Source organism: Oceanicella sp. SM1341 (genome assembly GCF_003448965.1).
GTDB lineage: Bacteria > Pseudomonadota > Alphaproteobacteria > Rhodobacterales > Rhodobacteraceae > Paroceanicella.
The window spans coordinates 19,788-38,022 of record NZ_QRGC01000030.1; the positions used below are offsets into that span (position 1 = coordinate 19,788).

The 18,235-nt window shown below is 61.3% G+C and carries 22 protein-coding genes; 8 read left to right on the top strand and 14 right to left on the bottom strand.

What is annotated here, in order from left to right; translation table 11 throughout:
* Position 1 precedes the first annotated feature (1 nt).
* From trbF to D3P35_RS21140, 4 genes are read left to right on the top strand one after another with little or no spacing between them, the layout of a single operon-like run.
* Positions 2 to 682: a conjugal transfer protein TrbF gene (trbF, locus tag D3P35_RS21125; RefSeq protein WP_118137603.1), complete on the top strand. Its 681-nt coding sequence runs from the start codon at positions 2 to 4 to the stop codon at positions 680 to 682.
* Complete coding sequence (gene trbG / locus D3P35_RS21130) at positions 682 to 1,749, top strand: P-type conjugative transfer protein TrbG (protein WP_118137605.1); 1,068 nt, start codon at positions 682 to 684, stop codon at positions 1,747 to 1,749. The genes trbF and trbG overlap by 1 nt, the downstream gene beginning before the upstream one ends.
* Complete coding sequence (locus D3P35_RS21135; RefSeq protein WP_118137607.1) at positions 1,746 to 2,975, top strand: TrbI/VirB10 family protein; 1,230 nt, start codon at positions 1,746 to 1,748, stop codon at positions 2,973 to 2,975. The genes trbG and D3P35_RS21135 overlap by 4 nt, the downstream gene beginning before the upstream one ends.
* 2 nt (positions 2,976 to 2,977) lie before the next feature.
* Complete coding sequence (locus D3P35_RS21140) at positions 2,978 to 3,217, top strand: DUF2274 domain-containing protein (protein WP_118137609.1); 240 nt, start codon at positions 2,978 to 2,980, stop codon at positions 3,215 to 3,217.
* Here the strand turns inward: D3P35_RS21140 and D3P35_RS21145 are convergent.
* From D3P35_RS21145 to D3P35_RS21165, 5 genes are all read right to left on the bottom strand, one after another.
* Positions 3,150 to 4,130, bottom strand: a complete 981-nt coding sequence (locus D3P35_RS21145) for a LysR family transcriptional regulator (RefSeq protein WP_118137611.1) — start codon at positions 4,128 to 4,130, stop codon at positions 3,150 to 3,152. The genes D3P35_RS21140 and D3P35_RS21145 overlap by 68 nt on opposite strands.
* Positions 4,131 to 4,431: 301 nt before the next feature.
* Entirely contained in the window at positions 4,432 to 5,214 is a 783-nt protein-coding gene (locus D3P35_RS21150; protein WP_198670730.1) for an SDR family NAD(P)-dependent oxidoreductase, read from the bottom strand.
* Positions 5,215 to 5,228: 14 nt separating this feature from the next.
* Positions 5,229 to 6,086 carry an NmrA family NAD(P)-binding protein gene (locus tag D3P35_RS21155; RefSeq protein ID WP_118137613.1) on the bottom strand — a complete coding sequence of 286 codons (858 nt, stop codon included), beginning with the start codon at positions 6,084 to 6,086 and terminating at the stop codon, positions 5,229 to 5,231.
* A 23-nt stretch (positions 6,087 to 6,109) separates the two neighbouring features.
* Positions 6,110 to 6,847 (bottom strand): SDR family oxidoreductase, encoded by a 738-nt coding sequence (locus tag D3P35_RS21160; protein WP_118137615.1) that lies wholly within the window; start codon positions 6,845 to 6,847, stop codon positions 6,110 to 6,112.
* A gap of 128 nt (positions 6,848 to 6,975) precedes the next feature.
* A complete protein-coding gene (locus D3P35_RS21165) occupies positions 6,976 to 7,896 on the bottom strand; it encodes a LysR family transcriptional regulator (RefSeq protein ID WP_118137617.1) in 921 nt (306 codons plus the stop codon).
* Positions 7,897 to 8,105: 209 nt separating this feature from the next.
* Here D3P35_RS21165 and D3P35_RS21170 point away from each other — a divergent pair, with 209 nt between their 5' ends.
* From D3P35_RS21170 to D3P35_RS21180, 3 genes are read left to right on the top strand one after another with little or no spacing between them, the layout of a single operon-like run.
* Positions 8,106 to 8,930, top strand: coding sequence for an MFS transporter (locus D3P35_RS21170; protein WP_198670731.1), 825 nt, complete (start codon positions 8,106 to 8,108; stop codon positions 8,928 to 8,930).
* Positions 8,927 to 9,184, top strand: a complete 258-nt coding sequence (locus D3P35_RS26580) for an SDR family NAD(P)-dependent oxidoreductase (RefSeq protein WP_198670741.1) — start codon at positions 8,927 to 8,929, stop codon at positions 9,182 to 9,184. The genes D3P35_RS21170 and D3P35_RS26580 overlap by 4 nt, the downstream gene beginning before the upstream one ends.
* Positions 9,185 to 9,235: 51 nt before the next feature.
* Entirely contained in the window at positions 9,236 to 9,661 is a 426-nt protein-coding gene (locus D3P35_RS21180) for a nuclear transport factor 2 family protein (RefSeq protein ID WP_118137621.1), read from the top strand.
* An 84-nt stretch (positions 9,662 to 9,745) separates the two neighbouring features.
* Here the strand turns inward: D3P35_RS21180 and D3P35_RS21185 are convergent, their stop codons facing one another.
* The 4 genes from D3P35_RS21185 to D3P35_RS21200 form a co-directional block, all read right to left on the bottom strand.
* Positions 9,746 to 10,771, bottom strand: a complete 1,026-nt coding sequence (locus D3P35_RS21185) for a 2-hydroxyacid dehydrogenase (RefSeq protein WP_118137623.1) — start codon at positions 10,769 to 10,771, stop codon at positions 9,746 to 9,748.
* Position 10,772: 1 nt separating this feature from the next.
* On the bottom strand, positions 10,773 to 11,507 hold the full coding sequence (locus D3P35_RS21190; RefSeq protein ID WP_118137625.1) for an SDR family oxidoreductase: 735 nt from the start codon (positions 11,505 to 11,507) through the stop codon (positions 10,773 to 10,775).
* 78 nt (positions 11,508 to 11,585) lie between these two features.
* Complete coding sequence (locus tag D3P35_RS21195; RefSeq protein ID WP_118137627.1) at positions 11,586 to 11,882, bottom strand: YciI family protein; 297 nt, start codon at positions 11,880 to 11,882, stop codon at positions 11,586 to 11,588.
* A gap of 81 nt (positions 11,883 to 11,963) precedes the next feature.
* Positions 11,964 to 12,548 carry a TetR/AcrR family transcriptional regulator gene (locus tag D3P35_RS21200; RefSeq protein ID WP_118137629.1) on the bottom strand — a complete coding sequence of 195 codons (585 nt, stop codon included), beginning with the start codon at positions 12,546 to 12,548 and terminating at the stop codon, positions 11,964 to 11,966.
* 242 nt (positions 12,549 to 12,790) lie between these two features.
* Between D3P35_RS21200 and D3P35_RS21205 the strand changes: the two genes are divergently transcribed.
* Positions 12,791 to 13,012 (top strand): hypothetical protein, encoded by a 222-nt coding sequence (locus D3P35_RS21205; protein ID WP_118137631.1) that lies wholly within the window; start codon positions 12,791 to 12,793, stop codon positions 13,010 to 13,012.
* 24 nt (positions 13,013 to 13,036) lie between these two features.
* On the opposite strand, the gene D3P35_RS21210 is transcribed toward D3P35_RS21205, so the two are convergent.
* The 5 genes from D3P35_RS21210 to D3P35_RS21230 form a co-directional block, all read right to left on the bottom strand.
* Positions 13,037 to 14,095: an aldo/keto reductase gene (locus D3P35_RS21210; protein ID WP_118137633.1), complete on the bottom strand. Its 1,059-nt coding sequence runs from the start codon at positions 14,093 to 14,095 to the stop codon at positions 13,037 to 13,039.
* A gap of 46 nt (positions 14,096 to 14,141) precedes the next feature.
* Positions 14,142 to 14,717 carry an NADPH-dependent FMN reductase gene (locus D3P35_RS21215; protein ID WP_118137635.1) on the bottom strand — a complete coding sequence of 192 codons (576 nt, stop codon included), beginning with the start codon at positions 14,715 to 14,717 and terminating at the stop codon, positions 14,142 to 14,144.
* Between the two features lie 57 nt (positions 14,718 to 14,774).
* Entirely contained in the window at positions 14,775 to 15,647 is an 873-nt protein-coding gene (locus D3P35_RS21220; RefSeq protein ID WP_118137638.1) for an NAD(P)-dependent oxidoreductase, read from the bottom strand.
* Positions 15,648 to 15,979: 332 nt separating this feature from the next.
* A complete protein-coding gene (gene mgrA / locus D3P35_RS21225) occupies positions 15,980 to 17,011 on the bottom strand; it encodes an L-glyceraldehyde 3-phosphate reductase (RefSeq protein WP_118137640.1) in 1,032 nt (343 codons plus the stop codon).
* 171 nt (positions 17,012 to 17,182) lie between these two features.
* Positions 17,183 to 18,160, bottom strand: coding sequence for a LysR family transcriptional regulator (locus D3P35_RS21230; RefSeq protein WP_118137641.1), 978 nt, complete (start codon positions 18,158 to 18,160; stop codon positions 17,183 to 17,185).
* Positions 18,161 to 18,235 lie beyond the last annotated feature (75 nt).

Genomic DNA, 18,235 nt, shown 5'->3' on the forward strand with positions numbered 1-18,235 from the left:
CATGTTCAAGCGATCCGCCACCCACTACGGCAAATCCCCTCAGCCTGAGACACCCTACCAGCGGGCGGCGCAGGTCTGGGACGAACGCATCGGCTCCGCCCGCGTCCAGGCGAGGAACTGGCGCCTCATGGCTTTCGGCTGCCTCATTCTGTCCGGTGGACTTTCGGGCGCACTGGTCTGGCAATCGCTGAGTGGCTCAATCGTGCCGTGGGTGGTGCAGGTGGACAAGCTCGGCCAGGCCCAGGCCGTCGCGCCCGCGACCGCCGACTACACACCGAACGACGCCCAGGTCGCCTGGTATCTCGCCCGCTTCATCGAGGAGGTCCGCTCGATCCCGGCCGATCCGATCATCGTCCGGCAGAACTGGCTTCGGGCCTATGACTTCACCACGACCGCGGGCGCGCAGGCGCTCAACAACTATGCCCGCGCCAACGATCCCTTCGCCAAGGTGGGCAAGCAGCAAATCGCGGTGGGGGTGTCGTCGGTCATTCGCGCCTCACCGTCGAGCTTCCGCATCGCCTGGGTCGAGCGCCGCTATCAGGACGGTTCGCTCGCCAGCACCGAGCGCTGGTCGGCGATCCTCACCGTCGCGGTCCAAGCACCGCGCGATGCCGACACGCTGCGAAAGAACCCGCTCGGAATCTACGTCACCGCAATCAACTGGTCGAAGGAGCTTGGATGATGACGCCGACCTTCCGCAAATCCGCCACCGGAACAGCGGGACGCCCGACTTTCCGTATTCACGCCATTCCGGCTTTCCGCAAATCCGGCTTGCCGGTATTCCTGCTTTGCGCAACCGCGCTTGCCGGTTGTGCGGCTCATATGCCGCCGCCCGAGATTTCCTATGACCATGCCGCGCCGGCTGTATTCAAAGCCGATCCGCCGGCGCCCGTGCGGGTCGTCACCCTGCCTAAGCCCCTGCCTCTTCCGGGCCAGTTGAAGCCGGTCGGCAAGGACGGCAAGGCAACGCCCCAGGCGAAAGACCCCCAGCAGCGGGTCAACAACGCCAATGCCGCCGCACGCATCCAGCCCGTGCGAGACGGGTTCATAAATTCCATGCAGGTCTATCCCTTCGTCGAAGGCGCGCTCTATCAGGTCTATGCGTCACCGGGGCAGATCACCGACATCGGGCTCCAACCCGGCGAACAGCTTGTCGGCTCCGGTCCCGTGGCCGCCGGGGATACGGTGCGCTGGATCATCGGCGATACCGAGAGCGGCGCGGGCGCGTCGAAACAGGTGCATATCCTCGTCAAGCCGACCCGGCCGGAACTGATGACCAATCTCGTTATCAACACCAATCTGCGCACCTATCACATGGAACTGCGCTCGACCGAGAAGACCTATATGGCCTCGGTCTCCTGGCAATATCCGCAGGACCAGCTCATTGCGCTGCGCCGCCAGAATCGTGAGGCGGAAACCTCACGACCAATTTCCGCCGGCGTCGATCTGTCGAAGGTCAATTTCCGCTATGCGATCACCGGCGACCGCGCCCCGTGGCGGCCGCTGCGCGCTTTCGACGATGGGCGGCAGGTGTTCATCGAGTTTCCGCGCGGCATTGCCCAGGGCGAAATGCCGCCGCTCTTCGTCGCCGGTCCCGAGGGCAAGACCTCCGATCTCGTGAACTACCGCGTGCGCGGCAATTACATGATCGTCGACCGGCTCTTCGCGGCCGCCGAGCTGCGCTTCGGTTCGGGCAAGCATCAGAAGCGCATCCGTATCTCCCGGACGGATGGGAGGCGCGCATCGTGAGCGAGATCGATCCCGAAAAGGAGGAAAGGGACGAATCCGCGGAGGATAGTGGTCGGCCGCTTACCGGCGAGCCGCTTACGTCCATGCGGCTTCGACCGGCGCCGCCGCGGGTCACCCGGCTGTCGCGCAAGGTGCTCGCGGGACTCGGCCTCGCGGCCAGTCTCGGCATCGGCGGTGCGCTGATCTATGCGCTCCAGAACGCGCATCCCGGTAGCCAGGGCAAGGAACTCTATTCCACCGACAATCGCGCCACAGCGGACGGTCTGGCAGGGTTGCCGAAGAATTATGGCGATGTCCCCAAGCTCGGTCCACCGCTGCCGGGCGATCTCGGCCGTCCGATCCTCAGCGCGCGGAATGGCGGACAGTCGGTCCCGGCACCGGCCGTCGCTACGCCTGGGCAGGGCGTCAGCGAGGAAGAACGCCGGCTCCTTCAGGAGATCGAGGCCGCCCGGACGGCCAAGCTCTTCGCCCAGACCGATGTGAGGCCCGGCAGCGCCGCGACCGCCACAACCATCGCGCCGGGAAGCATAACGCCGGACCTTACAAGTCTGGGTCTCGCACCGCAGCCCGCGACGCCTACAGCCCAGGATCGGCAACAGGACTTCCTCGACAAGGCGGCCGACAAGCGCACCGTCTCGCCCGATCGTGTCGCGGCACCTGCATCGGCGAATATCCTTCAGGCTGGCGCGGTCATCCCGGCGGCCCTCATCACCGGCATCCGCTCCGATCTGCCCGGTCAGATCACCGCGCAGGTGACAGAGAATGTCTATGACAGCCCCACGGGGCAAATCCTGCTCGTGCCGCAGGGTACGCGCGTCATCGGCCAGTACGACAACGGCGTCGGCTTCGGTCAACGCCGCGTGCTTCTGATGTGGACCCGATTGATCTTTCCGAATGGCCGGTCAATCGTGCTGGAACGCCATCCCGGTGCGGACAGCCAGGGCTTTGCCGGTCTCGAAGACGGTGTCGACTATCATTGGGGGGAGCTCTTCAAAGGCGCGATCCTCTCGACAATCCTGAGCATCGGCGCGGAAGCGGGCTCTTCCAGCGACGACAGCACGATCGTCCGGGCTCTCCGTCAGGGCGCCTCCGACAGCATCAGCCAGACCGGCCGTCAGATCGTGCAGCGCCAACTGAATATCGCTCCGACGTTGACCATCCGGCCAGGCTTCCCTGTGCGGGTGCTGGTGACGCGCGATCTCGTGCTCGAACCCTATGGAGGCTGACCATGACCAAACTGAAACTTGGGCCACTCGCCGACGACAAGCCGGTCAAGGTCACACTGGAGCTGCCCGCCAGCCTGCACCGAGACTTGACCGCCTATGCCACAATCCTTGCCCGAGAGGTGGGGCAGCCCGCCGCCGATCCTACTCGCCTGATCGTCCCCATGCTGGAGCGGTTCATCGCGACGGATCGCGGCTTTGCGAAGGCCCGGCGGACATTGCCGAGAGAATCTCCGCCGGGCTAGGGTCGCTTGCGCTATGGGATTTTGCCATCTGGCGCGCCATGCTGATCAGACGCCGACTGGCAGGATTGTCATTGTGCGGCGACCAGACTGCGCTGAAGGGCAGCACCTCACCCTGGATCGGCCGATAGACGACGCCTGGAAACTGCGCGGCCGTCGTCGCTTCGCTGGTCAAGGTCAAGCCACGACCGATCGCGACCAAGGTCATGAGGTTGTCCCTTCCAACACTTTGCGCCTCAATCTCTGGGTGCCGACCAAGCTCGGCGAGCCGCTGCATCAGAAAATCGTGAATCTCCGGCCCTGGGGCGGAATCGCTAATGATGAAACGCTCTCCTGAGACATCCGTCCACTCGATCTCGTCGAGTTGCGCCAGCGTATGTTGGAGCGGGAGAACCAGAAAGACGCGCTCGCTCCAGAGGTGCATGGTATCGCAGCCTCTCCAAGCCGCTGTCCCAGTTATGAACGCGACGTCGAGCCGAAGCTGACGCACCGCGGCAACATGTTCCGCCGGATTGCCGTTGATCAAATCAATCGAGACACCAGCATGGGCCCGATCATAGGAATTGAGCAACTCGTGAAGAAAGCCGGACGCCAGCGATGAAAATATTCCGATCTTGATTTGCCCTTCTTCCGATCTGCCGATGCCTGCAACCTCGTTGGCGCCTTGATGGACGCTTTTCAGAGCCGTTCGGGCTCGGACCAAAAAGCGCTGTCCAGCCACCGTCAGGAGCACACCAGTGGTCCTGCGTTGGAATAGCGATGCGCCTAGCATGTCTTCGAGATCGCGAAGACGGCGGCTGACAGCGGACTCCTGCATGCCAAGCGCCTTCGCAGCCTTGCGGAAACTGCCTTGTTCCGCTGCAGCTACGAAATATCGGAGATGCCTAAGTTCTATGCGGAGATCGCATCTGGCCATGGCGCAGCTCTAAACAAGGCCACTTCGGCAACGCTGAAAACAACATCTGGCCGCTGTGCGAGACCCGCATGATCGCAATTGGGTATGAGTGGAATTGGGGCGAACGGTACCGCGGATTCTCCTTCAGCCTTTGCCTTCATTTGAGAGATCCCCAAGTCATTTTGTCGAATAAGGTGTGCCGTATTTCGCCTGCACACGTAACAGCGGCACCCGAAATGTAACCGAGGACCGGATCGCTGTACGTCTAGCCACACACGGTGCGCCTGTAATTTCTGCGATGGAGAAGGTGGGTTTCATGCTGTCATGCCGGAATGGAAATGCCTGACAGTTTCCGACATTTTTCGATCAGCTTGTCCTGCAGATCGCAATCGCTTGCCTCGGGATTGGCAGAACGTTCACGCATGTGATGAAAATAGCGCCCCGTCACTCGGGCCGCGGCATCATCGCTCGTTGCAAGCCAGGCCTGCGTTCGATGCGCCTCGTCCAGATCATCTGGGGCGCTGGGGCCACCCATGCGGGTTGGAACCCAGCCCGGCTCCAGCGCATTCGACAGCACCGATGTCCAGCGACGCGCTATTGCGAAAGCGAGCAATACGTCATGCAGTTTGCTCTCAGAATAGGCTTCGGAGCCATCCCATACGCGTTTGCGCCATTCCAGGTCGTCAAGGGCCGCGCCTGCCCAGTGATGCATGCCGGAGCTGAGATAGACAAGCCGATCGGGCCTTTCGATCAGGGCCGTCAGTGCATAGGGCGCCAAGACATTTACCGCAAACACATGCGGCAGACCCTCCTCTGTTTCGAGCCGCCGCCGCTCCCGATATCCGACCCCGGCATTGTGAATAATCGCGTTGAAGCGTCCAAGCCTGTTAACCTGTTCGGCAACTTGGCGGGCACCCGCGACACTCGAAAGATCGCCTACGACCACAGCCTCCGCCATTGGCAATGCTTGAAGGGCATCCTTGGCTCGCGCTTCGTTTCGTGCATGAAGGACGACCTGATGGCCTTGCTCGACCAGCAACTGGCCTGCCATAAGCCCAAGTCCTGTCGACGATCCGGTAATAAACACTCTGCGCATCTGCGACATGTCTGTTCCCCGGCCTACTGAGCGACCAGTGTCTCGATCACGGTGTCGAGCGTTACGGTCCCGGTTCGGTGTTCCGCGCTGCCGCCTTCGAAATCGACCCAGCCTTCGTTGAAACCGTCAAGCATACGGATCCGCAGCGTTGGATTATTCATCCCTTGTGCGCGGAAGAGGGCTTCCCAGCTGTCGTGCGGCACGGGTTCCGTTGCCACGGGATGGCCGAGAGCCGCGGCAAAGGCCGAGGCGATGTCATTGGCGCAATAGCGTCGCGGCCCCTCGAGCTCGACAATACGTGTTCCGCCCCAGGTTTCACGCAGGAGACTGGCTGCAGTCCGGCCGATGTCGCTTGTTGCGACCATCGGGATCGGGTGATCGAGCGGTTGCAGGAAGGAGGGAATCGTGCCCTCACGGGCGGACGCCAGATCCCATTTCGCATTGTCCATGAACCAAGCGGCGCGCAGAAAACATACCGGGATAGGGAGGGCGCGCAATGCTTCCTCCATCATCCTCGAATTGTTGAGAAGCATCGGCTCCGCCACATGCGCGCCGACCGTCGATAGAAACAGCAGCTTGCCGGGCTGGGCGGTTTCAACTGCCGAGGTGACGACGGCAATGATCTGCGCCGTCTGCGGAAAGCCCGGTTCAGGATCGTAGTTTGGCGGCATCAGCAGGAAGACGCCCTCGGCGCCGCCAAACGCCGCTGCCAACGCATCGGCATCAAGGATATCGGCGATGGCAATCTCACAGCCCTTCGCGGCCCAGATCGCTCCCTTTTCTGCATTGCGGACGACGGCGCGAACGGGAAGGCCCGCGTCGAGCAGAGTTTGCGCGACGATCGCTCCGACTTGTCCGGTAATACCTGTGACGACGTACATCTGTGTCTCCGTGTCTTGTGAATTCAGAAGGTCCAGGGCGAACCGGCATCCCATAGGGCTTGGCTCATCGCCTCAAGCTGCGAGGGATCGTCTCGCACCATTGCCCACAAATCCTCGGCGGCCTGATCTGCGTAGACGTGATCGATGCGGCTCGCGAGACCATCGAGAGTCCGCTCCGCGACCTGGGAGGGCGGAGTCTTTTCTGCCTCGACGGCGGCGGCCATCGCCGTATCGATAAACCCAGCATAAACGCCAACGACGTCGATGTTCTGGGCCTTGAGCTGCACTCTCAGGGCGTTGGTGATCGCCAGGCCGGCAAATTTCGTGGCGCAATAGGTGGCGTTGAACGGATAGACATACCAGCTAACGACCGAGAGCATATTCGCGATCGCACCGCCGCCGTTTTGCGCGATGACAGGCGCGAAGGCCTGTGCCATGCGAAGCATACCGAAGACGTTGACCTCCAGTTCAGTGCGGAGCGCCGTTTCTGCCTGCGGATCGAGGATAGGCGTGGCGAGCATGGTGCCAGCGTTGTTGATCAAAAGATTCACATCGGGACATGCAGCGACGGCCGCCGTAATGTGCTCAGGCGAGGTTACGTCGAGTTGCAGCGACGTCACGCGGTGATCCGTGATCGTCGAGGGATCGCGGGCACCAGCATAAACTTTTGCCGCGCCGCGCGCGATCAGCGCGTCAGCATAGGCTTTCCCGAGTCCGCGATTAGCGCCCGTCACGAGGGCTGTGCAGCCTTTAATATCCATTGCTCACTCCATTTGAGTGCATGGATACAACAGTGAGCAGAGAGACTTTAGTGCGCCTTTGTCAGCACATTGATGACGGAATGGGTGGAATGATTGGGTTATGCGCAACCATGTGCTTGAAGAACCCGTTACCCGGCGTTGTGGCGTTGCGCTCGCGCAATCTCGCTACAGAAGTCGATGAAGGCGCGAACTTTGGCAGCAGGATGCCGACGGGACGGATGGACGATGTACAGCGGGAACCTCTCTCCGGGCCAATCGGGAAACAGTTCGATCAGATCGCCCCTATCCAACAGGTCCTGAATGCCGAACGCCATGACCTGGGCAATTCCCGCGCCCGCGAGGCAAGCGCCCAGCATCGTTCCCACATCTGTGACAAGTAGTGGCCCCGATGTCCGGACCGGGGCGATCTTCTTCCCGCGATGCAACTCCCACTCGAAGGGGCGGCCGGTCAATGGATCCCGGTATTGAATGCAGGCGTGCTTCATCAAGTCTGACGGCGTCGACGGTCGACCGTGTGCCGCCAAATAAGACGGAGCCGCAACTGTGAGGATACGGGTCTCGACGAGGAGCCGCGTGATTTTCGACGACCCGGCCTGCGGCCCGAACCGAACGGCAACGTCAATCCCTTCCGCGACCAGGTCGCCCATCACATCGCTGGTGAACAGCTCAATACTTATGTCAGGATATCTTCGGAGAAACTCCGACAGTCGCGGCGCCAGTACGAGCCGCGAGAAATAGGGATCCACGTTTACGCGCAGCCGGCCCCGCACGGTTTTCGAGGAACCGGAGGCCAGAATCGCCGCTTCCTCGATACCGTCGAGATGCGGCAGGACGTCCCCGTACAAACGTGCACCCTCATCGGTTAGATGAAGTGCCCGCGTCGTCCGGTCGAGAAGTCGCACACCGATGCGGCTTTCCAACCGCGAGACTGCTCTGCTGACGCCGGACGCGGAAAGGCCAAGTACCTCGGCGGCCTTCACGAAACTGCCATTCTCCACCACGGCCGCCAGAACGCTCACGCCGGCCAATATCCTTCCGTCAAACGCCATCATCAATTCCGCACTATTTGTCATGAATTATATGACAGAAGGGCGTTTGGATCAAAAGTGAAAATCAGACCATGATCTCGCGCAGCGTAATCGAGAGAACAAGAATGGTCCAAAAGCAAGTCGGCCACGGCCGAGAGGAAGTAGCGACTCCGGGCGCCTCACAGGAATGTCCATTGGTCCGTGAGCCATCGGCACCAGAACGAGGGGAAATGGCCAGCCCCCTCATGCTCGGCTTGCTGACCGCAAGCGCGGCGCTCGTCGCGGCGGGAAGCTATTTTGCTCAGCCCATCGCTTACACGATTAGCGACACTCTCGGGATATCGAGCATAGTTGCCGGGTTCGTCGTTACCGTAGGACAAATCGGTTATGTAATCGGCTTGCTCTTTCTCATGCCGTTGGGCGATCTGATCGAGATCCGTCGGTTCCTCTCTGTCTTGCTCGTCGGATCCATCGCCTGCCTCGTCGCCATAGCGATCGCTCCGAACAGCACGACATTCTTCGTTGCGTGCCTTGGGATCGGCATTTCCTCCGTCTCGGTGCAAATTCTTGTCATGCTTGCCGCGTTCATGAGTTCGAGCGAGCGGCGGGGACAGGCTGTTGGGACCGTAACTGGCGGGCTCTTGATCGGTATCCTTCTTGCCTGGCCTGTTGCCACCTTCGTTTCGGCCCGTCTGGGTTGGCGCGCGCTCTATGGGCTGGACGCTTTGGTTTTCACGATACTCGCCACCGCGTTGCGTCGGTCGCTTCCGTCACGTCGGGTTCATACACAGCAGCGCTATGTGACGCTCGTCAGGTCGCTTTCGCAGCTATGGGTGGGCGAGCCGGAATTACGACATCGGGCCATACGGCAAGCCTTGCTCTTCTTCGGATTCAGCCTCTACTGGACGACGGTGCCCGTCGAACTGCGCGAACAGAACGGCCTGGGTCCGAACGGGATTGCTCTGTTCGGCCTGATCGGTGGTGCCGGCGCGCTCGTCGCTGTATCTATGCAGCAACAAAGGCTGCGATCCGCAATTTCGCCCGGAGCTGGATGATCGAGTTGGCGCCTCGACATATCCGCGTCAACGTACTGGCGCCGGGTGCAACGTCCACACCCGGTTGGCATGGTCTCGCCCCCGACGAGAAGACCCATCAGGCGATGCTGGATAGCGTAGCCCGCACGACGCCGTGGGGCGAGCTCGGAGACCCCGCCGATGTGGCCGCAGCCGCGCTCTTCCTCGCGTCCGATGATGCCCGCTTCGTCAACGGCAGCGAGCTCTTCGCCGATGGTGGCTCCGCTCAAATCTAGCCGGCGGACGCATGCACTCATCGCAATACACGTCCATTCAAAGGAGGTCACATGTCGCAGATCGATCCTCTTTCCATCGCGCACGAATTCCTGCACCGGCTCGGTTCAGGAGCTGAGCCGGCAGCCGTCGCCGAACTATTCGCAGAAGATATAGTGTGGGAGATTCCCGGCGATACCCGCGCCTTCCCCTGGATCGGCCAACAGTCCGGGCGCCAAGCAGTGCTTACTTTCCTAAGAGAGACGTCAGCTCGAATAGAGAGGGTTAGACTCGACGTTGACGACGTACTGGCGAACGAGAAGCGAGCAGTGATTCTGGGTTCTCTCGCTTCGCGCGTTAGAAGCACCGGAAAGCTGATCGAAACAAGCTTCGCTATTGTCCTTACCATCCAGGAGGGGCAGATTGCACATTTCCAAATGTTGGAGGACAGCTTCGCGGTTTCATGCGCAGCTACATTGGGAAAATCGGAGAATCGCTAGTTTCCATTCAGGATGCGAGCCACCATCCGCTTATCGATGCAACCGCGCGCTGGGTTGCAGGGAACCGAACTGAAGAAAAGTAACCTATCCGTTCTTCGCCCAGCGCCGCAACCAGACCTCGCGAACAGCTTGGTTACGAAGGCGCAGCGGTAACTCGCCTTTCAGAAGATGCGTTACGTTCTCAATGGCGAGGCGGATCAGTCCCGTACCTGTCTCCCGTGTCTGGCCGACGCGATGAGGTGTAAGAACGGCGTTCGGAAGCGAGCGTAGTGCGCTGGTCGGCGGCAACGGTTCTTCCTCGAAGACGTCAAGGGCAATCCTGCCGATCCGTCCTTCGCGCACGGCATCGCAAAGCGCTGCTTCATCCACGATGCCGCCGCGCGCCGTATTGACGAGAATCGCGTCCGGCTTAACCAGCTTCAACGCTTCGCGATCCAGTAGATGACGCGTTTCATCATTCAGGCCGAGATGGATCGAGATGATATCGCTTTCGTGCAGGAGCGTTGGTAGATCGATGGTCTGAACGTGAGGATTGGCGATCGGACTGCGGTTATAGACTAATAGTCGCACGCCCCAAGGTGCGAGCAGGTCCGCGACGCGGCGGCCGATATCTCCGAAGCCGATAATGCCGACCGTGCGCCCCCGCATCATCCGTGCCGAGGGGATGGCAGGTCGCGGCAGGCTATTGCGCAGCGCGTCCTCGCTGCCATGCAGGTCGTAGAGGCAAGCGAGCATCAGCATCACGGTCGCTTCGGCGATGCTCTGGCTGTTCTCGTCCGCCTGGCCATTGGCAACCGCGATCCCGAGATCCGTAGCGGCGGCTTCATCGAAACCTTCGGTTCCGGTCCAGGGGCTCACCACGCCACGCAACCGCTGATTGGACGCCATGAGATCGCGCGAGCAGGGAAAGGTGCCATAGGCGAGAAGGACGTCGGTCGATCGCCATAACTCCGCCGTCGCGTCGAGGTCGCCGGAACTGCGAAGATGCGTCACCTGCTCGACTTTCGCGCGGATTGCTTCCTCCATCTTGCTAATCAGAGCGGCCGAGGACGGCTCGCTGAGGATCAGGACATGACCCGGAATACGCGAAGTCTCGGCCGGTTCGTCCATATCACCATGCCCTCGCGCCGTCGGCTGTGAAAAATCCGCCAGATGGACCGTCATCACCGATCAACGCGTACTCCACAGCCGGGCGAACGCCTTCCTCGATGGAAAGGTAGCCGCCGCCCTGATTCATCTCCGTCATGACATAGCCCGGGCAAACCGCGTTCACCTTGATCGGTGTATCGCGCAGTTCGTAGGCGAGTTGAACCGTCAGCATGTTGACCGCTGCCTTCGAGGCACAATAGCCCAGCCATTTGTTGTCCGGCACTGGGCAATTCGGATCGGTGTTCCACCACAGTGAGCCGAGGCTGCTCGAAACGTTGACGATCCGCCCGGCGCGCGACTTACGAAGAAGCGGCAGCATCTTCTGAGTGACAATCGCAGTGGCAATAAAGTTGATCTCGATAGTCTCGCGCATCGCAACCGGATCGGCAACGCTCGGGAAGCCATCCTTCTCCAGCAACAAGATGCCGGCATTGTTGACGAGGATGTCGAGGCGACCATGGCGCTGCTCGATCTCTTCCGCAGCGCTGCTTATCGAGGCTTCGTCCTTCAGGTCGATCCGTATGACCGACACGTCAAGCCCGTCGTCGCGGAGTAAGGCGGCTTGCGTCTCACCCGCTTCGATATTCCTCGCACCCAGGAGCACGGTCACGCCTTGCTGGCCAAGTTGGCGCGCCGTCTCCAAGCCCAAGCCACGCGTTGCGCCTGTCACCAAAGCTATGCGTTTGTTGTCGGTCATTCTTCACCTCATCACCGTTCGATGGAGGCAAAATATGTCACTTACTGACAAATGTCAATTTGCGACAAATATTGTGATCTAATGGCTACCCGTCGCGAGATTGTTAAACGAGAAGCTCCACCGCTTCACCTGAGTGAAAATGTATAGGCCCTCGCTGACGAATGGATCACCCGCCACCAGGGCTTCGGCTTCGTCGAGCGACTCTGCATCCAGAACCATAAGAGAGCCGTCCATGTTGTCGCGAGCATCGAACAGCGCGCCAGCAAAAACGAGTTTCTCACCAAGGCTTTTCAGATACGCGAAATGACGATCCCGCAAGACAAGCCGTTGGTCGCCGGCATTAGGATTGTCTTGCGCAGTAACAGCATAGTACATTGGGCTCGTTCTCATATAGTTTTCAGGGTCAAGTGGGGGCGGCAGTTGAGATTTTCCTTGAGGCTTCCCCTGCACCGGCTCTCATACCCGCGCTGGTCTTACGACCGAGCTGGCATCTTCGAATATGTCGAGAAGCGCTTGCCGGCCCTCGGCGGCCACCCAGGCATGAATTGTGGCCCGGATCATCGCGAACACGGTGCCGGTCAATACGTCGCATGAAAGCGCATCCGGCGCGTCCCTGCCGGGACGCCCTCTCAGGATTGTCACTACATCCTGTGCCAGTGCTTCCATCATCTGCTGTTTGCGCGCCGCGACGGATGGCGATGTGGCAATCACGCGCTCAATGGCGAGGAAGAAGTGGGCCCGAGCCTGATAGGAGGCGAGCATAGCCCGCGCCGAGGCGAGGAGGGTGTCGAAAGGTGGCGCCATAGCCTCCCGCTTCACAAGGGCATCTCGAAAGACACCCATGCCATCCTCCACCCAGCTTACAATCACGTCTTCCTTGGTGGGAAAATATCGGAGCAGAGTGCGAGGCGACACCTGCACCTCGTCGGCAATCTGGTTGATGGTGGTCTGCTCGAACCCGTGGCGCGAGATCAGCGCCAAAGCCGCCTCGAGCAGTTGGGTTTTGGTTCGGTCCTTCTTTGCCTCACGCAGGCCGGACAATTATCTGCTCCTCGGCATCTTGCAAACGGAAGTGTCATTCATTGACAAATGTCGCTCGATGTCAATCCCTTCAGTCCCTTATTTAGAATGCTATCAATCCCGCGAGTGTGGCATTTACTACTTGCCGACACGGACGGTGGCGAACCGCAACGTGCCCGCGAAGCAGTCCATTCTGTTTGAACTGGGTGGGATCGCTTCGCCCAAATACTCAGCACGCTATGATCGCTCGAAAACTCTCCGACATGACGCTGCAAGAATACATCTGCTTGCGCCGGGAGCTGGGCTTTGCCTATGCGCTGGACCGGCGCTCGCAAGAAGAGGTGACACATTGCGATGGAATTGGATTGCCCCAATGGTCCTTGCCCAGACCGGCCTTCTGCGCGTGCTACGCGAGCCGCAAGCAGATCGACCCGGGCCTGCGCGAGTTGATCGTAATGATCCGCAGGCGCGACGGCCTGGTCTGAGGTGCGAGTCCCGACCGCGTTGGTTCAGCTTTCTAGAAACGGCGCAATCAGAGCCAGATCCGCCGGGGACAGGCGATCTGACGCAGTCGATTTCTGGTGCCAGTAGGGATAAAGGAGCGGCGGTCGGCTGACCGTTTCGAGTTGCGCGATTTCCTCTGCCGACAGCACCAACTCAGCGGCCTTCAGATTGTCCGCGAGCTGCTCGTCCGTTCGTGCGCCGACGATTAGCGAGGCGATGCCTGGCCGGGTGAGGAGCCACGACAGTGCGACCTGGGCCGGGCTTGCGCCCTTCTGCGCCGCGATATCAACCAGCGCTTCAACAATGTCGTACAATGCCTCCACATCGCGCACGGGAGGCTCATTCCATTGCGCAGCCTTGCGGGTCCCTTCCGGCTCCGGTTTCCCCCGGCGATACTTGCCCGAAAGTAATCCGCCGGCGAGCGGCGACCAGACCACAATATCGACGCCCTGATCGACGGCGATGGGCATCAGTTCATACTCCGCCTCGCGCGCTTGCAGCGTGTAATGGATTTGCTGCGCCACGGGCTTCACCAGCCCGTCGCGCTCCGCGATGCCCAGCGTCTTCATCAGATGCCAGCCTGAGAAGTTCGACGCGCCGACATAGCGGATCTTGCCAGAGCGAACGAGGTCGTCCAGCGCCGCCAGCGTCTCCTCCAGCGGCGTCTGCCCGTCCCACTCGTGCATCCAGTAAAGGTCGATATGATCGGTGCCGAGCCGCTTGAGGCTCGCTTCGCAGGCGCGCACGATATGATGGCGCGAGAGGCCGCGGTCGTTCGGACCACCCTCGAACATGGGGAAGCGCGCCTTGGTCGCGACGAGCAATCGATCGCGCATGTCGGCGATCGCCTCGCCCACGATCTCCTCGGAAAGGCCGGAGGAATAGATATCGGCCGTGTCGATGATGTTGACACCGGCATCGATACACATGGCGATCTGGCGCTTCGCACCGGCCAGATCAGTATTGCCGGTCTTGACGAAATTACCCCTTCCGCCGAAGGTCATGGTCCCGAGAGTAAGGGCGGAGACTTTGAGGCCGGAGCGGCCAAGCGAGCGATAGTGCATTACGCTTTTCCTTGTGGCTGTTGTGATAGGGGAGCGCCAGGTAGGCTCAGGCTTCTTCGCTGATCGCCGAACCACTGCTTTCGATATTGCGCAAGAGATCGTCGATGCCCTCACTTAGAAAGCCGAGCGTCGCAGCATCGACAAGGCGACCATCGCGGATCTTGTCGTGAACGGCGCCGACGACGGCCTGTGGGCGGAGGACGAGCGGCGCGCCAATCGCCGTCAAGGTCTCGTTCAACTGCGCTTGGGCACGCACGCCGCCCGTTGCCGCAGGCGATGAACTAAGCGTCAGAACCGGCTTTCCTGTGAGTGTCGACTGGCCGAAGGGCCGCGATGCCCAGTCCAACGCATTCTTGAGGACGCCGGACATGCCGTGATTATATTCGGGCGTGGCGATGACCAGGCCGTCCGCCGCGCCAATCGCAGCCCGCAGCCGTGCGACCGCTTCCGGCGGCGTCGCCGTATCCTTGTCCTCATCATAGAGAGGGATGTCATGGAGCGGAAACAGCTCCAGCGCTGCGCGATCGGCAATGCTGTCGGCCAGCCCCTTGAGGATGGCTGCGTTGAAGGAGGCCCGCCGGATGCTGCCGGAGATGCCGAGAAGTTTGACTTTAGTGTTCAAGGTGAAGTCTCCTACAAAGGTAGAATTTTCGGTGAAAAAAGAACGCCGTCTTGAAGTTTAGAGACCCGCATCCTTGGCAATGACCGCGCCGATGCCGGACCAATCGATATCTTCCCCCTCCCTTGCGATCGCTGACAGCAGATGGTCGCGCACTACGCCCAGCAGCGGCAGCGGCACGCGGGCAGCCTCAGCTGCCTGACCCACCAGTCGCATGTCCTTGAGCCCCAGGGGTGCTGCAAAACCAGCCGGCCGGAACCGCTCCTCCGCCAATATTCCGCCATAGGTGTGGTAGACCGGCGCGCCGAACAGGGTGCTCGTCAAAACCTCCAGCAGAGCCGAACGGTCGATGCCATTCTTGGCCGCCAGCGTCATGGCTTCTGCCATGCCTTCGATGGCGGACATGATGAGGAAATTGCCACAAAGTTTAACGATATTAGCCTGGGCTGGCTGATCGCCGACCACGAAATGGCGCTGCCCCACCGCATCGAACAACGGCCGGCAGACGGCGAGATCGGCCTCCGCCCCTGCGGTGACGACGAACAGCTTGGCTGCCGCCGCAGCATCTGGTCGCCCGAAGACAGGCGCAGAAATATAGCGTCCGCCTGCGTCAGCATGGGCTTGGGTCAACCGTTCGGCTAGATCAGTGCTGATCGTACTCATCGAAACATGCAATGGCTTGGCCCGGGCGGCCAATATACCGTCATCGCCGAAAGTGACGGCGGACACCGCGGCGTCATCGCCGAGCATGGTGAACACGACATCCACGTCTGCAGCCTCGGCGGGGGTTTGCGCCCGCCGCGCTCCCGCCTCCACCAGCGCCTGTGCCCGTTCCGGAGTCCGGTTCCAGACCGTGAGTTCGTACCCGGCCTTCAGTAGATTGGCGGCAATCGCATGGCCCATATTGCCCAGTCCGATAAAACCAAGATTCATGGCAAACAGCTCCTAAATTAGGACAAGTCTCCGACGAGCAATGTCAGGACCCCGCCGTATCCACGCTCGCGCTCATAGCCGCCACAGCGCCGCTTTGCGCGGCAAACGGACCGTTGCCGGAGGGACACACCGCCCTCTACGGCATCTCCACTACCAAGCAGCCCTCATCGCCACACCCCATACTCAAAGCCTTCGCGCTTCGACGGCGTCACGTTCGAAAATCGCACAAGGTCATCATCACTGCGGTCGCGCTCAGGCTTGTTGCTATCGCTTAAACGCTACGCAAAGGACGCCGAGCATCGGGCCTTTAGGGCGTCTGACAAAGACAGCTTCTAGAGGGATGCCGATTCCTTCCAGAAATCGGTGCCGCTATCCTTGGCATAGTGCTCGATCTCCGCGAGCTCTTCGGCAGAAAACGCAAGGCCGTTCAGCGCGCCAAGCGAGTTTTCAAGCTGCTCGACCGTGCGCGCACCGATGAGCGAGGAGGTGACGCGCGGATCCCGCAGCGTCCAGGCGATGGCCATCTGCGCCAATGTCTGGCCACGGCGTTCCGCAATGCCGTTCAGGGCCCGCACCCGCTCCAGAACCTGCGCCTGCAGATCGCCGTCGCGCAGCAGGCGCCCCTTCTCCCCCCGCGCGCCCGCAGGCACGCCACCCAGATATTTCGAGCTGAGCAGCCCCTGCGCCAGCGGCGAAAAGGCGATGCAGCCGGTGCCGAGATCCCCCAGCGTGTCAAGCAGACCATCCTCAATCCAGCGGTTGAACATGGAATAATTCGGCTGATGGATGAACAGCGGCACCCGTTCCTCGCGCAGGATCGCGGCGGCCTTGCGGGTCAGTTCCGGCGAATAGCTGGAGATGCCCACATAAAGCGCCTTGCCCTGCCGGTGAAGATGGGCGAGCGCGCCCATCGTCTCTTCCAGCGGCGTATCCGGGTCGACGCGATGCGAATAGAAGATGTCGACATAGTCGAGCCCCATCCGCTTCAGCGATTGATCGAGGCTGGCAATCAGATATTTGCGGCTGCCACCGATGCCACCATAGGGCCCGGGCCACATGTCCCAGCCCGCCTTGGTCGAGATGATCATCTCGTCACGATAGGGGGCGAAGTCCTGCGCCATGACGCGGCCGAAATTCTCCTCTGCCGAGCCATAGGGAGGGCCGTAATTATTGGCCAGATCGAAATGGGTGACACCCAGATCGAAGGCGCGACGCAGGATCGCGCGGCCGGTCTCGAACACATCCGCGCCGCCGAAATTGTGCCAAAGCCCCAGCGATATCGCGGGCAGGTCGATGCCGCTGCGGCCACAGCGGCGATAGGTCATGGCGGTGTCATAGCGGTCGGGGGCAGCATGGTAGGGCATGGGGCTCTCTCGGGGCTGTCTGGGGTCGATGCCGGCATCGTGGATCCGCGCGGGCGGAACCCGGGGCGATGGGCGATTGCGGTGCATATGCCAGCAAGGATTACCCGGGCGGCGCGGTCACCGGCAAGCCTCGGCGGCGCCACATCCGCTCAACACGATATTGAGCGATTCTCAACCATGGCTAGGGGCGGTGGTGGTCTCCGGCGGCACTTCTTCGGCTTTGCCCCCGCCGATCGCAAGCCGGGGCAGACCCTGCTCTACGCGGATCATCGCGATAAGCTCATGCAGACCCGGCGGAACCTGCCGGCGGCTGGGATAATAGATCGTGAGCGGCGCCCCTTCAGAGGCCCAGCCCGGCAGCACGACCTGCAGCCGCCCCTCAGCGATCAGCGGTTTCAGCAACTCCTCAAGGCAATAGAAAAAGCCCACGCCGCCAAGGGCCGCATCCATCGCATGCTGGGTTTCGTTGGTGCAAAGCGCCCCGCGCACATCCAGCCGCCGCAGGGCGTCGCCATTGCCCAACTCCCACGGATAGCGGCTGTTGTCGCCCACCCGCATCTCGATGCACGGCCGGCTCAGCAGATCGTCAGGCACCATCGGCACCCCCACCCGCGCAATCAGCGCAGGCGCGCCGGCGACGACCCATTGCAGAGGTTTCGACAGGGTGACGCCGATCATATCCTGCGGCACCCGGTCGCCATAGCGAATGCCCGCATCGAACCCTTCGGCGACGACATCCACAAGATGATCGTCGACCGTGATGTCGAGATGCATTTCCGGAAATTCCGCCAGATAGCGCGGCAGGATCGGCCCGAGCAGTAGCCGCGAGGCATCCTTGGGCGCGTTGATCCGCAAATGCCCGGATGGCACATTGCGATGCCGTGCCAGCATCCCAAGGCTATCCTCGATGGTCTGCAGCCCCAGCTCCAGCCGCTGCGCCAGCGCCGCTCCCGCCTCGGTCGGCGTCAGCGACCGGCTCGTCCGGTTGAGAAGCCGCACGCCCAGATCGGCCTCCAGCTTGCGCATGCGGTGACTGAGGGCCGAGGTCGTCACGCCCAGCTCGATCGCCGCCTGCCGCATGCTGTGGCGGCGCACGATGGTGACGAAAACCGTCAGATCGGCGAGCAGGGAACGGTCAAAGCCGCGCATCGGCATCCTCAGGGGAGGTATTTGAGCTGAATTCAACATTCTGAAAGTTGGGCAAACATCCGATCCTTCAAAACA